Source organism: Micromonospora sp. CNZ285, from assembly GCF_004637285.1.
This window is the reverse complement of record NZ_SPQD01000001.1, coordinates 4716252-4730210: the sequence shown is the minus strand read 5'-3', so window position 1 is coordinate 4730210 and position 13959 is coordinate 4716252. Positions and strand designations below refer to the sequence as shown.

Annotated in this window: 16 protein-coding genes; 10 read left to right on the top strand and 6 right to left on the bottom strand. The window is 72.9% G+C overall.

Translation table 11 applies throughout. The annotated features are described in order from the left end of the window. Nucleotides 1–44: 44 nt before the first annotated feature. Entirely contained in the window at nt 45–689 is a 645-nt protein-coding gene (phoU, locus tag CLT75_RS21530) for a phosphate signaling complex protein PhoU (protein WP_135242193.1), read from the bottom strand. 201 nt (nt 690–890) lie between these two features. On the opposite strand from phoU, the gene CLT75_RS21525 reads away from it, so the two are divergent. The 3 genes from CLT75_RS21525 to CLT75_RS21515 all read left to right on the top strand — a co-directional run bounded on the left by CLT75_RS21525 (nt 891) and on the right by CLT75_RS21515 (nt 4234). Then, nucleotides 891–2183: a sensor histidine kinase gene (locus tag CLT75_RS21525; RefSeq protein WP_486485240.1), complete on the top strand. Its 1293-nt coding sequence runs from the start codon at nt 891–893 to the stop codon at nt 2181–2183. Nucleotides 2184–2204: 21 nt separating this feature from the next. Beyond that, the gene (locus CLT75_RS21520) at nt 2205–2888 is read left to right on the top strand and encodes a response regulator (RefSeq protein WP_135242192.1); all 684 of its coding nucleotides are present in this window, start codon (nt 2205–2207) and stop codon (nt 2886–2888) included. Between the two features lie 770 nt (nt 2889–3658). Continuing rightward, the gene (locus CLT75_RS21515; protein WP_135242191.1) at nt 3659–4234 is read left to right on the top strand and encodes a hypothetical protein; all 576 of its coding nucleotides are present in this window, start codon (nt 3659–3661) and stop codon (nt 4232–4234) included. 42 nt (nt 4235–4276) lie between these two features. On the opposite strand, the gene CLT75_RS21510 is transcribed toward CLT75_RS21515, so the two are convergent. Next, nucleotides 4277–5083, bottom strand: coding sequence for a DUF3109 family protein (locus CLT75_RS21510; RefSeq protein ID WP_135242190.1), 807 nt, complete (start codon nt 5081–5083; stop codon nt 4277–4279). A 74-nt stretch (nt 5084–5157) separates the two neighbouring features. Here CLT75_RS21510 and CLT75_RS21505 point away from each other — a divergent pair, with 74 nt between their 5' ends. Together CLT75_RS21505 and CLT75_RS21500 are read left to right on the top strand one after the other, a co-directional pair. Beyond that, on the top strand, nt 5158–6102 hold the full coding sequence (locus CLT75_RS21505) for a Ppx/GppA phosphatase family protein (protein WP_135242189.1): 945 nt from the start codon (nt 5158–5160) through the stop codon (nt 6100–6102). 75 nt (nt 6103–6177) lie between these two features. Beyond that, a complete protein-coding gene (locus CLT75_RS21500) occupies nt 6178–6984 on the top strand; it encodes a sugar phosphate isomerase/epimerase family protein (RefSeq protein ID WP_209310364.1) in 807 nt (268 codons plus the stop codon). A gap of 55 nt (nt 6985–7039) precedes the next feature. Here the strand turns inward: CLT75_RS21500 and CLT75_RS21495 are convergent, their stop codons facing one another. The 3 genes from CLT75_RS21495 to CLT75_RS21485 are packed head-to-tail and all read right to left on the bottom strand — an operon-like array spanning nt 7040 to nt 9069. Further along, nucleotides 7040–7606 carry a CGNR zinc finger domain-containing protein gene (locus tag CLT75_RS21495; RefSeq protein WP_135242188.1) on the bottom strand — a complete coding sequence of 189 codons (567 nt, stop codon included), beginning with the start codon at nt 7604–7606 and terminating at the stop codon, nt 7040–7042. A 19-nt stretch (nt 7607–7625) separates the two neighbouring features. Beyond that, nucleotides 7626–8792 carry a glutathionylspermidine synthase family protein gene (locus CLT75_RS21490; protein ID WP_135242187.1) on the bottom strand — a complete coding sequence of 389 codons (1167 nt, stop codon included), beginning with the start codon at nt 8790–8792 and terminating at the stop codon, nt 7626–7628. Nucleotide 8793: 1 nt separating this feature from the next. After that, complete coding sequence (locus tag CLT75_RS21485; protein WP_225319763.1) at nt 8794–9069, bottom strand: hypothetical protein; 276 nt, start codon at nt 9067–9069, stop codon at nt 8794–8796. A 117-nt stretch (nt 9070–9186) separates the two neighbouring features. Here CLT75_RS21485 and CLT75_RS21480 point away from each other — a divergent pair, with 117 nt between their 5' ends. Further along, nucleotides 9187–10107 carry a proline dehydrogenase family protein gene (locus CLT75_RS21480; protein ID WP_135242186.1) on the top strand — a complete coding sequence of 307 codons (921 nt, stop codon included), beginning with the start codon at nt 9187–9189 and terminating at the stop codon, nt 10105–10107. Between the two features lies 1 nt (nt 10108). Here the strand turns inward: CLT75_RS21480 and CLT75_RS21475 are convergent, their stop codons facing one another. Next, nucleotides 10109–10513, bottom strand: a complete 405-nt coding sequence (locus tag CLT75_RS21475) for a VOC family protein (protein ID WP_135242185.1) — start codon at nt 10511–10513, stop codon at nt 10109–10111. A gap of 76 nt (nt 10514–10589) precedes the next feature. Here CLT75_RS21475 and CLT75_RS21470 point away from each other — a divergent pair, with 76 nt between their 5' ends. The 4 genes from CLT75_RS21470 (at nt 10590) to CLT75_RS21455 (ending at nt 13948) form a co-directional block, all read left to right on the top strand. After that, on the top strand, nt 10590–11384 hold the full coding sequence (locus CLT75_RS21470) for an alpha/beta fold hydrolase (RefSeq protein ID WP_135242184.1): 795 nt from the start codon (nt 10590–10592) through the stop codon (nt 11382–11384). After that, a complete protein-coding gene (locus CLT75_RS21465) occupies nt 11377–11946 on the top strand; it encodes a TetR-like C-terminal domain-containing protein (RefSeq protein ID WP_135242183.1) in 570 nt (189 codons plus the stop codon). The genes CLT75_RS21470 and CLT75_RS21465 overlap by 8 nt, the downstream gene beginning before the upstream one ends. Beyond that, nucleotides 11943–12278: a YrdB family protein gene (locus CLT75_RS21460; protein WP_135242182.1), complete on the top strand. Its 336-nt coding sequence runs from the start codon at nt 11943–11945 to the stop codon at nt 12276–12278. The genes CLT75_RS21465 and CLT75_RS21460 overlap by 4 nt, the downstream gene beginning before the upstream one ends. Before the next feature lie 116 nt (nt 12279–12394). Then, complete coding sequence (locus CLT75_RS21455; protein ID WP_135242181.1) at nt 12395–13948, top strand: hypothetical protein; 1554 nt, start codon at nt 12395–12397, stop codon at nt 13946–13948. Nucleotides 13949–13959: the final 11 nt, after the last annotated feature.

Genomic DNA, 13959 nt, shown 5'->3' with positions numbered 1-13959 from the left:
CGGCGTGGGCGGGGCCTCCCCCGAGGCGGCCCCGCCCACGGTCCTCAGCCGGACGTGGAACCGGTGATCAGGTAGACCACGTGCTCGCCCGCGTTCACCGCATGGTCGGCGAAACGCTCGTAGAAGCGACCCAGCAGCGTCGCGTCGATCGCCGTCTCCACCCCGTACGGCCAGTCGTCGCCGAGCAGCACGCCGAACAGGCTCTTGTGCAGGTCGTCCATCGCGTCGTCGTCGCGGTCCAGTTCGGCGGCCACGTCGGCGTCCGGCTTGGCCAGCACCGAGCCGATCTTCTCGGCCATCCGGTCGGCGATCCCGGCCATGTCGGTGAAGACCGGCCGCAGCTCCGCCGGCACCGCCGGGGACGGGTGCCGGCGCAGCGCCGTCTTCGCCACGTGGTCGGCCAGGTCGCCCATCCGCTCCAGATCGGCTGCCACGTGCAACGCGGTGATCATCGCCCGCAGGTCGGAGGCGACCGGCGCCTGCCGGGCCAGCAGGTCACAGACCCGCTCCTCCACGTGCCGGTAGAGGTCGTCGATCTCGGCGTCCCGCGCGATCACCGTCTCGGCGGCCGTCCGGTCGGCGGTGAGCAGCGCCTTGGTGGCCTGCCGCATGGCCGCGCGTACCGCCTCGGCCATGTCCACCAGCAACTGGCTGACAATCTGCAGGTCGGCCCGGAACTCGTCGCGCATCGTCACTTCCTGGGGTCGGTGGCCGCCACCCCCATGGGGTACGGCAGGAGCAGGTGCGCGCCCCACGCTAGGCCGAACGGTCGGCACCAGGGTGAACGCGGATGAACGACGCGGGGCCCGCAGGTGAACTTTGCCGAAAGCGAGAGTGGTTCGTCCCTTTGTGCCCGATCCCTGGGTTAACAATGACCCTACGATCGCCGGGTGGAATGGGCGGTGGCCATCGTGGTGGCCGGAGCGCTGGTGACCGGGCTGGTCGCCGGGGCGCTGCTGTCCGGACCCGTTGACGAATGGCGGCGCCGCCGGGCGCCGCGGGGCGGCGGGCTCCTCCGTCGTGACGCAGGGAGGACGACCATTCCGGACGACCAGCAGGGGGGCCTATCCGGGCTCGGCCGCAAGACGATCGACTCGCTGCGCGCGGGCGTGGTGGTGCTCGGCCCGGACGACGTGCCGGTGCTGGTGAACCCGGCCGCCCGGGCGATGGGTCTGCTCCGTACCGGGGCGACGCCGGGGTCGATCGCGGCGCACCCGTTGATCCGTACCCTCGCCGGGCAGGTCCGCCGCACGGGCGTGCGGCGCGAGATAGAGCTGGACCTGCCCCGGGGCCGCGACGGCGGCGGTGACAACCCGCTCGGCGTGCACCTGCGGGCGATGGGACTGGGCTCCGGCTACATCTCGATCGAGGCGGTCGACGTCACCGAGTCGCACCGTCTGGCGCGGGTACGCCGGGACTTCGTCGCGAACGTCAGCCATGAGCTGAAGACGCCGATCGGCGCGCTGCAACTGCTCGCCGAGGCGCTCGTCGACGCCACCGAACCGGCCGCCGACGGCGCGCCCGACCTGTCCGAGGACCTGGTCGCCGCGCGGCGGTTCGCCGAGCGGATCCAGCACGAGTCGACCCGGCTCGGCCGCCTCGTGCAGGAACTGCTGGAACTGACCCGCCTCCAGGGCGCCGAACCGCAGCCCGCCCCCGAGCCGGTCTCGGTGGACTGGGTGCTCGCCGAGGTCGTCGACCGCACCCGCACCGCGGCCACCGCGCGCCGGGTGGAGATCGCCGTCGGCGGGCAGCGGGGCCTGACCGTGTACGGGAGTGACAGCCAACTCGCCACCGCTGTGGCGAACCTGGTGGAGAACGCGATCAACTACTCCGGCGAGGACACCACGGTCCGGGTGACTGTCACCGGCACCGAGGAACACGTCGAGATCGCCGTGGCCGACCAGGGCATCGGCATCGCCCCGAACGAGGTCGACCGGATCTTCGAGCGCTTCTACCGGGCCGACCAGGCCCGCTCCCGGTCCACCGGCGGCACCGGCCTGGGCCTCGCCATCGTCAAACACATCGCCAGCAACCATGGCGGCCGGGTGGACGTGTCGAGCACCCTTGGTGGGGGGTCGACGTTCACTCTCCGGCTGCCCGCGCGCCCCCCGGACGACCTGGAGACGACACTCGCCTCCGCTGGGATCGAGGCCGGCCCGGCCGAGCTCCGGCAGGTCTGACCACAGGAAAGGAAACACCCGTTGAGCCGCGTACTGGTGGTCGAGGACGAGGAGTCGTTCTCCGACGCCCTGTCCTACATGCTCCGCAAGGAGGGGTTCGAGGTCTCCGTCGCCGCGACGGGCCCCGCCGCCCTCACCGAGTTCGACCGGACCGGCGCCGACATCGTGCTGCTCGACCTGATGCTGCCGGAGATGTCCGGCACCGAGGTCTGCCGGCAGCTCCGCCAGCGCTCGCACGTGCCGATCATCATGGTCACCGCGCGGGACAGCGAGATCGACAAGGTGGTCGGGCTGGAGATCGGCGCCGACGACTACGTGACCAAGCCGTACTCGCCGCGTGAACTGGTCGCCCGCATCCGGGCGGTGTTGCGCCGGCAGACCGCCGAGTCGAACGAGACGGGCGCGCCGACGCTCGCCGCCGGCCCGGTCCGGATGGACATCGAACGGCACGTGGTGACTGTCGGCGGCGCCGGGGTGCAGCTTCCGCTCAAGGAGTTCGAGCTGCTGGAGCTGCTGCTGCGTAACGCCGGGCGGGTGCTCACCCGGGGTCAGCTGATCGACCGGGTCTGGGGCGCCGACTACGTGGGCGACACCAAGACGCTCGACGTGCACGTGAAGCGGCTGCGCTCCAAGATCGAGCCGGAGCCGTCCGCCCCGCGCTACATCGTCACGGTGCGAGGCTTGGGCTACAAGTTCGAGCCCTGATCCCCTCCCCGCCCGCCCACTGGGCCCGCCCTCGGCCCTCGCCGTCGCCGATCTTGGAGTTGTGGCACCACGACATGCCCGTTATGGCACCCTTCGCGAGGTGCCACAACTCCAAGATCGCCGGGGCAGGGCAGGTTGCGCCGACGCTCTCGGGGCAGACTTCCAAGATCCCCCCGCTCGCCGATCTTGCACTTCGGTACCCCGCAAATCGCCTGAATGGGGCGCCGGAAGGGCTCGAACTGCAAGATCGCGCGTGTGATCGGCGGCGCCCGCGCTCTCGCCCCGGGTCAGTCCGCCGAGGTCGCGTCGATCATGAGGTTGGCGGTGTTTGGTGTCCGGTTTGTCGCCGCCAACTTCATGATCGACCGCGTCGACGGCGGGCGCGTGTGTGCCATCCGTGCCGGCGTGGGTGGGGGTGTCTGGTTCGGGGGTGGTGGGCGGCACTCTGGCGGTGGAATCGCTGGCGGGTGGGTGGCGTTGTAACCGGGTGAACGACCGAGCACCGGCGGCGCCCCCCTGCGAGCGAGGTGGCATCCGCGAGCCCGGGAATCATCCCGGCCGGCTGGTCGTTGAACATGGTTCCGACGGCGTGAGCCGGCCCGGGAATGATGCCGGGTGGTGGGTCGTTGGACATGCTTCCGGCGCCGCGCAAAGGCAGCACTCCCCGTGCCCCGCGAGCAGCCGGATCCTCCCGAAGTCTTTTGAGCGCCTGACGGTGCCCACGCATCCCCATCCCCCGGGTGCGTCGACCCCCGAATGGAGCACTTGTGATGAACACGATTCTGCGGAAGAGCGTTCTCGGTATCGCTGGTCTGGCTTTCACCGGTGGCGTGTTCGCCGGTCCGGTCGCCGCCCACGCCGCCGACACCACCCACGCGGCGAAGCCGGTGAGCGTGAGCGTGCAGGGTGACAAGCTGATCCCGCACGGCGTCCAGGGCGACCAGTCGCGCATCGACCTGAACGACGAGCAGGTCAAGAACGTGAAGGCGATCATCGCGGCGACGAAGAAGGCCGGCATGGACGAGCGCGCCGCCGTCGTCTCCATCGCGACCGCGTTGCAGGAGTCGAAGCTGGAGAACCTCGGCCACCTCGGTGACCGTAACGACCACGACTCGCAGGGCCTGTTCCAGCAGCGCCCCTCCAGTGGTTGGGGCACGGTGGAGCAGATCACCGACCCCGAGTACTCCACCACGGCGTTCCTGAAGGGTCTGAAGCAGGTCGACGGCTGGCAGGACATGCCGCTGACCAAGGCCGCCCAGACCGTCCAGGTCTCCGCCTACCCCGACCACTACGCCCAGTGGGAGCAGCAGGCCGCCGACCTGGTAGCCGAGCACTGGAACAAGTAAGAGACACGAAGGCCGGCACCCCGAACCAAGGGGTGCCGGCCTTCACTCGCTTGCGGGGTGCGGGGCGATCTGACCCTGGCGCTGCCGGGCGGAACAGAGCTCGGCCAGCTTCGCGTACGCGGGCGCGCCGATCAGCGCGGTCAGCTCCGGCCCGTACGAGACGTACATCGGCTCGGCGCCGACGTGCGCGTCGGTGGAGGACGTGCACCACCAGTCGAGGTCGTGCCCGCCCGCGCCCCAGCCGCGCCTGTCGAACTCGGCCAGCGTGGAGATCAGCACCTTCGTGTTGTCGGGCCGCTTGTGCCACTCCTGGTCACGGCGTACCGGCAACTGCCAGCAGACGTCCGGCTTGTACTCCAGCGGGTGCACCCCGTCGCGCAGCGCCTGGGCGTGCAGCGCGCAGCCGCCCCCGCCGGCGAAGTCGGCGTCGTTGAGGAACACGCACGGGGCGTCCACGTCGCGGGTGGCGGTACGCCGGGCCGGCGTCTTGCCGTCGACGGTGTCGTTCTCGGTCCAGTTCTTGAACCCGCGCCGGAAGTGCTGCCACGTCTCCGGCGTCAGCCGCTTCACCGCGGCCCGGACGCGCTTCTCGTCGTCGGAGTCGGTGAAGAACGCGCCGTGCGAGCAGCACCCGTCGGCGGCCCGCCCGGCGATGATGCCGTGGCAGCCCTTGCCGAAGATGCACGTCCAGCGGGACAGCAGCCAGGTCAGGTCGGCGCGGACGACGTGCTTCGCGTCGGCCGGGTCGACGAACTCGATCCACTCCCGTGGGAAGTCCAGCCCGACCTCGCGGCTGCGCGGGTCCTCGGGGTCGTCCACCAGCACGTGAAGCTCGATCTGCCCTGTCACTCGGACCAGCGTACGCGCGGTGACCCCGCCCGGCCGCCGAGCCGACGAAACGTGTTGGCCCTAGGGTCTTCCCCATGCGACTGGGTGTCCTCGACGTCGGTTCCAACACGGTGCACCTGCTGGTGGTCGACGCCCACCACGGCGCGCATCCCTGGCCGGCGCACTCGGAGAAGGTGGTGCTGCGGCTGGCCGAGCAGATCGGGCCGGACGGCGCGCTCACCGACGGCGGCGCGGACGGCCTGGTCAAGGCGGTCGGCATGGCCCGGGCGGCGGCTGACGGGCTGGGCGCCGAGGATCTGCTGGCGTTCGCGACGAGCGCGGTCCGCGACGCCACGAACGCCGCCGACGTGCTGGCGCGCGTCCGCGACGAGACTGGCGTACGCCTGGAGGTGCTCTCCGGCGCGGACGAGGCGCGGATGACGTTCCTGGCGGTGCGGCGGTGGTTCGGCTGGTCCGCCGGGCGGCTGCTGGCGATGGACATCGGCGGCGGCTCGCTGGAGCTGGCCGCCGGCATCGACGAGCACCCGGACGTGGCGATCTCGCTGCCTCTCGGCGCGGGGCGGCTCAGCCGGGAGCGGCTCGCCGTGGATCCGGCCGGCACGGCGCCGCCGTCGGCCGAGGCCGTGGAGGAACTGCGGGCATACGTGGACGCGCAGCTCGACCCGGTGGTGGAGCAGTTGACAGCGGTGGGCTGGGAGCGTCCGGTCGCCACCTCGAAGACGTTCCGCACGCTGGCTCGGCTGGCCGGCGCCGCGCCTTCGGGTGCGGGTCTGTGGGCGCGCCGCAGCCTGACCCGTACCGGGCTGCGGCAGGTGCTGGGGTTCGTGCGGCACATCCCGCCGGCCCAGTTGCCCGAGTTGGAGGGGGTCAGCGCGCAGCGGGCGCACCAGCTCCTCGCCGGCGCGGTGGTGGCGGAGGCGGTGATGCGCCGCCTCGACGTGGACTGCGTGGACATCTGCCCGTGGGCGCTGCGGGAGGGCGTCATCCTGCGCCGGCTGGATCAGCTCGCGCCGATGTGACCGTACGAGCGCTCTGGGTTGCTTTGCGGTTGCTCGTCCCGATGCTCGCTGGCGGTTGGAGCTACCCTCGGAGCTGTGACTTACCGCGTTCCGGTGCTCCTGTCCACATCCTCGGTCTTTCCCGAACGGACCGCGGCGGCGTTCCAGCTCGCCGCCGAGCTCGGCTACGACGGCATCGAGGTGATGGTCTGGACCGACCCGGTCAGCCAGGACGCGGGCGCGCTGCGCGGCCTCGCCGAGCACTACGGCGTCCCGGTGCTGTCGGTCCACGCCCCGTGCCTGCTCGTCACCCAGCGGGTGTGGAGCCCCGACCCGTGGGAGCGGCTGCGTAAGGCCGCCGAGCTGGCCGAGACGCTGGAGGCGCCCACCGTCGTGGTGCATCCGCCGTTCACCTGGCAGCGTGACTACGCGCGCACCTTTTCCGACGGCCTCGACACGATCGCCGGGCAGTTCGGTGGGCTGCACTTCGGGGTGGAGAACATGTACCCGGTGCGGATGGCGGGGCGCCAGTTCGTCCCGTACGCGCCGGGCTGGGATCCGACCGAGATCGGGTACGCCTCGTACACGCTGGATCTGTCGCACTGCGCGGCCTCGCACACGGACGCGATGGCGATGGCCGACCGGATGGGTTCCGGGCTGGCGCACGTGCACCTGGGCGACGGCACCGGCGAGGGGCGCGACGAGCACCTGGTGCCCGGTCGCGGCGGGCAGCCCTGCGCGGAGATGCTGCGTTCGCTGGCCGGGCGGGGGTTCACCGGCTCGGTGGCGGTGGAGGTGACCACCCGGGGCGCGAAGAGCCGCGCGGTCCGGGAGGCGGACCTGCGGGAGTCGCTGGAGTTCGCCCGGGCCAACCTGACCGCGCCGTCGCCTGTCGACGTCTGACCGGGACGCGTCGCCCGGCCGCCCGCTCGCACAAGGGCGGCCGGAGCGCCGGAGGTCAGCTCACCGGGGACAGCGGCTGAGCCGGGACGGCCTGCTCGCCGACCGCGGCCCGCTTGCGGGCCCGATGCGCCGCCACGTGGGAGCGGGTGGCGCAGCGCTCGGAGCAGAACCGCCGGCAGCAGTTGGACGAGGTGTCCAGGTAGACGTTGCCGCAGCGGTCGTCGGCGCAGACCCCGAAGCGGGCGCTGCCGTACTCGCACAGCCACACCGACAGGCCCCAGACCGCGCCGGCCAGGTATTCGGAGGAGACCGACGCGCCCCGGCTGGTCACGTGCATGTGCCAGTCGGAGGAGTCGTGCCCGGAGATGCGCGGCTGCACCGGGAACGCCTCCAGCAGCGCGTTCAGTTCGGCGACCGCGTCGGCGTCCCGGCCAGAGGTGCCGTACTCGAAGACGTCCCGGAGGCGCTTCTGCGCCCGCCGGAAGATCGCCAGGTCCCGTTCCGCGACCTCGTCGCGCATCCAGCCCTGCTCGTCCGAGAAGACGGCCCGCAGGCCGTCCAGGTCGTCCAGCCGGGCGTTGACGAGCTCGACCCCGGTCCGGGCGTACGCGTCGAAGTTCACGACACCAACGGTAGACGACTCAGAGCACACGCGGTGCGTCGATGTAGTGGGGCAGGAACCGCGCGTAACCGTCAGTGATGAGGCTCTCGCTCTCGCGGACCCCGGCGCCGGCCGACTCGCCGTCCACGATCCAGCTCCCGAGCACCGTCCGGTTGCCCTCGAACTCGGGCAACGCGCGGAACTCCTGGAAGCAGAAGCCCTCGTCGCCGTAGATCCCCGGGTTGGTGATCTCGGTGTCGCCGGTCACGATGCGTACCGAGCCGCCCTCGCGGCCGAGCAGCGGCTTGGCCACGTACTCGGTCATGCCGCGCGGCGAGTCCAGGTACGCGGGCAGCAGGTAGTCGTGCCCCGGGTACATCTCCCAGAGCACGGCGAGCAGCGCCTTGTTCGACAGCAGCAGCTTCCACGCCGGCTCGATCCAGGTGGTGGGGGTGCCCGGGTCGAGCGCCGGCCGTCCGTACGGCTCGGCGAGCATCCACTCCCAGGGGTAGAGCTTGAAGCAGGTGGTGATCGGCCGGTCGTCGGCGTCGACGAAGCGCCGCCCGTCCCAGCCGACCTGCTGGATCGGCATGAGCGTCACGTCCAGCCCGGCCTGGCGGGCCGTCTCGGCCAGGTAGCCGGCGGTGATCTGGTCCTCGCCCGACTCCTCCTCGGAGGACCAGAGCACGTGCGCCCTCGGCTCGTGCAACCCGGCGCCGATCTTGGCCCAGGCGCCGACCAGCCGTTCGTGCAGGCTGTTCCACTGGTCCGCGTCCGGGCGGGTGTGCTCCAGCCAGTACCACTGCACGATGCTCGCCTCGACCAGCGCGGTCGGGGTGTCGGCGTTGTACTCCAGCATCTTCGGCGGCCCGCTGCCGTCGTACCAGAGGTCGAACCGGCCGTAGAGCGTCGGCGGGGACTCCCGCAGCGAGCGGGCGACCGCCTCGGCGGCCCACTCGGGGATGCCGAACTCGGCGTACCGGCGGCGGGCCACCACGTGCTCGGCAGCGGCCACCGACATCCGGTGCAGCTCCTCCGTGGCCTCCTCCAGCCGGAGCACCTCGTCGAGCGTGAACGAGTACGCGGCCGTCTCGTCCCAGTACGACATGATCTCGCCGTCGGGCAGCTCGGTGTCGACGTACACCAGGCCCTGGGCCCGGATGGTCTCGTCCCAGCCGGGGCGCGGCGTGCTCGCCTCGCGGCGCACGTCAGCCGCCGCAGGAGGCGAGGTGGGTGCCGAACCCGCCGCGCTCGGGCAGGGCGGCGGTCGGGGCCGGTTCGCCGCGCGCGGCGGTGGCCGGCGCGGGCACGAGCAGGGCGACCGCGACGGTGTCGCCACCCCCGCCGGCCGGCCCGAGCGCGCAGTCGTCATCGTCGTCGTCGTAACCGTTGTTGCAGCCGGAGAGCGCGAGGGCCAGCGCGGTGAGCGCGCCGAGCTGCACGGAGGCCGAGCGGAGCCGGCGCCGGGGGTGTCGTCGATCCACGTGAACGTTGTAGCCGATCCCCGCCAGCCGGGGGTGCCCGGGCCGGGCCGGAGGACGGGAGGGGCGGGCCTCGGACGCACCCGGCGAGGGCACGGTGGTGAGCGTTACGCTCGGCTCATGCTCCGTTCCGTCATCCTCGCCGCCTCCCGGTCTACCCAGGTGGAGCGGCTCGTCGCGACGGCCCCGTTCACCCGGGACGTCGTCCGCCGGTTCGTCGCCGGCGCCGCCACCGACGACGCGCTGCGCGCAACCCGCGAGCTGGTCGCCGACGGCCAAGCGGTCACCCTCGACTACCTGGGCGAGGACACCACCACCCCGGAGCAGGCGAACGCCACCCGGGACGAATACCTCACGCTGCTGAGCCGCCTCGCCGCCGCCGGGCTCACCCCGGCCGCCGAGGTCAGCGTGAAGCTGTCCGCGCTGGGCCAGATGTTCGACGAGCAGCTCGCGTACGACAACGCGCGGGCGATCTGCGCGGCGGCCGACGCGGCGGGCACCACCGTCACGCTCGACATGGAGGACCACACCACCACCGACTCGACGCTGGACATCCTGGCGAAGCTGCGCAAGGACCACCCGGGCACGGGCGCGGTGCTCCAGGCGTACCTGCGGCGGACCGAGTCGGACTGTCGGGAGCTGGCCTCGGCCGGGTCGCGGGTGCGGCTGTGCAAGGGCGCGTACAAGGAGCCGGAGTCGGTGGCGTACCAGTCCGCCCGCGAGGTGGACAAGTCGTACGTGCGCTGTATGAACGTGCTGATGTCCGGCGACGGCTACCCGATGCTCGCCACGCACGACCCGCGCCTGATCGCGATCGGCGAGGACCGGGCGCGCTGGTTCGACCGCGACCCGGGCCGGTTCGAGTTCCAGATGCTCTACGGCATCCGCCCGGAGGAGCAGCAGCGCCTGGTCGCCGAGGGCTACACGGTGCGGACGTACGTCCCCTACGGCGACCAGTGGTACGGCTACCTGATGCGCCGGCTCGCGGAGCGCCCGGCCAACCTGGCGTTCTTCGGCCGCGCGGTGCTGTCGAAGAAGTGAGTCACCCGTTCGACCAGGCCCGGGTGCACAGCACGAGGCGGTAGCCGTCCGGGTCGGCGAACGTGACACCCCACCTGTCCCAGTACGGGCCGGCGGAGACCCTGGTCCCGCCGGCCCGTTCCATTCTCGGGACCAGCCCGTCGTCGGCCGGGCCGTCGAGATAGAGCACTAACAGGTCCTCTCCGGTGGGACGCGGCTCGTCCGTGAGCGTGGCGCCGCCGACCAGCTCCAGGTGCCAACCGGCCCCGGGCAGGCCGAGCATCACCAGGTCGTGCTCGTCCGCGTGGCCGCCCTCGCTCCGGTAGAGCACGTCCAGGCCGAGCCCCTGCGTCCAGAACCGTTCGGCGGCGGCGAGGTCGCGGCTCGGGCGGGCGAGGCGGACGTGCGTGTCGGCGGTGATCGGCATGCCGGGATCGTGCGACCTCAACCGGGGTTGAGGTCAAGCTTGACGGGGCTTTGCTAATAGGATTAGCTTTACGGCTATGACGGTTAGCCAGGTGGCGCGGGACGGCGGCACGATCGCGTACGAGGTGCACGGGTCGGGGCCGCTCGTGGTCCTCGCGCACGGCATGGGGGAGAACCGGGCCGCCTTCCGGCACCTGACGCCCCGGCTGGTCGCGGCCGGCTACCGGGTCGCCGCTGTCGACGTCCGCGGGCACGGCGACTCCAGCCCGCACTGGCCCACGTACGCCCCCGAGCAGGTCGGTGGCGACCTGCTCGCCGTGGTGCGGGCGCTCGGCGGCGAGCCCGCCACCCTGGTCGGCAGCTCGTCCAGCGCCGCCGCGATCGTCTTCGCCACCGCCGAGGCGCCCGACCTGGTCAGCGGCATCGTGCAGGTCAGCCCGTTCGTCGGCACGCCCAAGCCGAACCCGCTGATGCGTGTGGCGCAGGCGGCAGTGCTGCGCAGCCCTCGGCTGTTCGGGCTGTTCCACCGCACGCTGTTCCCCTGCGGGCGGCCGGCGGACGACGCCGCGTACCGCAAGGAGCTCGTCGCCAAGCTGCGCGGCCGGATGGCCGCGGTGCGCGGCGTGATCGCACCGGCCGACCCGCACTGGACCGCCCGGGCGCCCGAGGTGCGCCGGCCGGTGCTGGTGCTGATGGGCACGAAGGACCCGGACTTCCCCGACCCGGGCGCCGAGGCGCGGGCCGCACGCCGGCTGTTCGCCGTGGCCGAGGCCCGGATGGTCGCCGACTCCGGGCACTACCCGCACGCCGACCAGCCCGACGCCACCGCCGCCGACCTGGTCGAGTTCCTGGCGGTGACCGCGCGTGCCTAGGGCCGGCCTGACCCCGGCGACTGTCGTGCGGGAGGCCGCCGCGCTCGCCGACGAGGTCGGCTACGAGAAGCTGACCCTGGCCGCGCTCGCCGCCCGGCTCGGCGTCGCGCTGCCGAGCCTCTACAAGCACGTCCGGGGCGCGGACGCGCTGCACCAGAAGCTCGCCGTGCTCGCCACCGCCGAGATCGCCGACGTGCTCACGGCCGCCGCCGCGGGTCGCGCCGGTGGCGACGCGTTGCGCGCCGTCGCCGCCGCCTACCGGGAGTACGCGCGGCAGCACCCCGGCCGCTACCCGGCCGCCCAGCGGGCACCCGACCCGGCCGACCCCGACCACCTGACCGCCGGGCAGCGCGCGGTCGGCGCGGTCCGCGCCATCCTGCTCGGGTACGGCCTCGACGGCGACGCCGCCACCGACGCCATCCGGATGTTCCGGGCCGCCGTGCACGGCTTCGTCGCCCTGGAGGCGGCGGGCGGATTCGGGCTGCCCCGCGACACCGACCGTTCCTTCGGCGAGATGATCGCCGGCCTGGACCGCGCCTACCTCTCCTGGGAGAACCGATGACGGCCCTGTTGCTCGGCGTGATCTTCCTGCTGGAAGTGGCCCTGCTGGGCTCGGCCGGATACTGGGGCTTCACGCTCGGCGCCGGCTGGCCGGTACGCCTGCTGGCCGGGCTCGGTACGCCGCTGGTGATCGCCGTGGTGTGGGGCCTGTTCTGCTCGCCGCGTGCCTCCGTGACGCTGCCCGACCCGGCCAAGCTCGCCGTCCAGGCCGCCTGCTTCCTGACCGGCGGCGTGCTGCTGACCGTGGCCGGCCACGCCGCCCCCGGAGTGGCCCTGGTGGCCCTGTGGGCAGCCGACAAGACCGCGCTCACGCTGACCGGCACCCCGATCTGAGAGATCTTGGAAGGATTCGGCCCCTCTGGGGGCACTTTCCTACCAAGATCTCGGGGTGCGGCGGAACCGCGGCGGGACTCTTTCCCGGAACGCCCGATTGGTCGTACCCTTCGCCGGTGACCGACGGCGACGAGCAGCCTCCCGGCCGGACGACGGACGGCGACGAGCCTCGTCCCACCGTCAACGCCGCCGCCGACGCCAGCGCTGACGACACCCGCGCCGAAAACGCCGCCACTCCCGCCGGCGTGGACGCCGCCGTCGACACCATCGCACCGGCACCGGCACCGGCACCGGCACCGGCACCGGCACCGGCACCGGCACCGGCACCGGCACCGGCACCGGACGCGGCGTCGTTGCCGCACTTCGCCGCCGGTCCGGCGCCGTACCCCGTACCGCCGGCGCAGCCGGACCCGGCGCGGGCGGTGCGGCACCGGCGGCGGTGGCTGCTCTGGACCGCGCTCGGGCTCGCGCTCGGCCTGGTGGCGGGCGCGGTGCCCGGCGTACTCCTGCGGGAGTCGGCGCCCGACGCGGCCGGGCGGCCGGCCGCGAAGGACGACCCGGGCACGGCGGCGCAGCGGCGGCTCGGCGAGCGGATGCTCGCGCTGCTGGACCGGCAGGCCGCCGCGCTCGTCGGCGCGGACCGGGCGGGCTTCCTTGCGGTCGCCGAGCCGGCGGCCCGGCCGGCGCTGAGCCGCCGGTACGCGGCGCTGCGGGCGCTGCGGGTCACCGTGTGGCGGCCGGCGGCCGACGGGGTGCCGGAGGCTGTCGAGGGGCGGCCGGGGGAGTGGCGGCAGACGGTGACTGTGGGCTACTGCTTCGTGGTGCCGGACTGTGCGCCGAGCACTGTGGAGCTGGGCGCGCGCTGGCGGCTGGCGGGGGAGGAACCCCGGCTGACCGCGTTGGAACCGTCCGAGGCGGATCCGGCCGGTGTACGGCCGTGGCAGGCGAACGATCTGGCCGTGACGGTCGGCAAGCGGGTGGTGGTGGCCACCACGGCGGCCCAGCGGCGCAGGTTGCCCGGCCTGCTCGCCCAGGCCGAGACGGCGGCACGGGCCGCGGACCGGTACGCGATCGGCGGCCGGCCGCCGGACCGGTATCTCGTCTACTACGCCGGGAAGGGCGAGTGGCAGCGCTGGTACGGCGGCGGGCGGCCGAAGTGGACAGCCGGTTACGCGGTGGGTGTCGGCGGTGGGCGTCACGACGTCGTGCTCAACGCCCAGATCGTCACCCCGGCCGGCCTCGACGACCTGCTCCGGCACGAGCTGACCCACGCCGCCTCGCTGCCCGACCGGGGCTACGCCGACCGCGCGGACTGGTGGCTGGTGGAGGGGCTGGCCGAGTACGCCGGTGCCGACGGCCAGCCGGTGCACCGCTACGACGGCCTGACCGAGGTGCGGGACCTGCTGCGCGGCGGCTGGTCCGGGCGGCTGGACGAGGTGGCGCCGGCCGACGACGCGAGCGACGACCGGGTCGGTGGCGCGTACGGCGTCGGCTACCTGGCCGTACGCCATCTCGTCGACAGGTACGGCGAGCAGCGGATGCTGGACTTCTACCGGGCCGTGGTGCACCAGGGCCGGACCCCGGAGCAGGCCGCCGACGAGGTGTTCGGCGACACGTGGTCGATGCTGCACGACGACTGCGTGGCCTACGTCCGGGCCGTCGTCGGCTGAACGTCGACACC

Bases quoted from the DNA above. Each gene is read 5' to 3' on its own strand.
- phoU (WP_135242193.1), bottom strand. From the start codon at position 689: ATGCGCGACGAGTTCCGGGCCGACCTGCAGATTGTCAGCCAGTTGCTG.
- CLT75_RS21515 (WP_135242191.1), top strand. From the start codon at position 3,659: ATGAACACGATTCTGCGGAAGAGCGTTCTCGGTATCGCTGGTCTGGCT.
- CLT75_RS21505 (WP_135242189.1), top strand. From the start codon at position 5,158: ATGCGACTGGGTGTCCTCGACGTCGGTTCCAACACGGTGCACCTGCTG.
- CLT75_RS21480 (WP_135242186.1), top strand. From the start codon at position 9,187: ATGCTCCGTTCCGTCATCCTCGCCGCCTCCCGGTCTACCCAGGTGGAG.
- CLT75_RS21475 (WP_135242185.1), bottom strand. From the start codon at position 10,513: ATGCCGATCACCGCCGACACGCACGTCCGCCTCGCCCGCCCGAGCCGC.
- CLT75_RS21470 (WP_135242184.1), top strand. From the start codon at position 10,590: ATGACGGTTAGCCAGGTGGCGCGGGACGGCGGCACGATCGCGTACGAG.
- CLT75_RS21460 (WP_135242182.1), top strand. From the start codon at position 11,943: ATGACGGCCCTGTTGCTCGGCGTGATCTTCCTGCTGGAAGTGGCCCTG.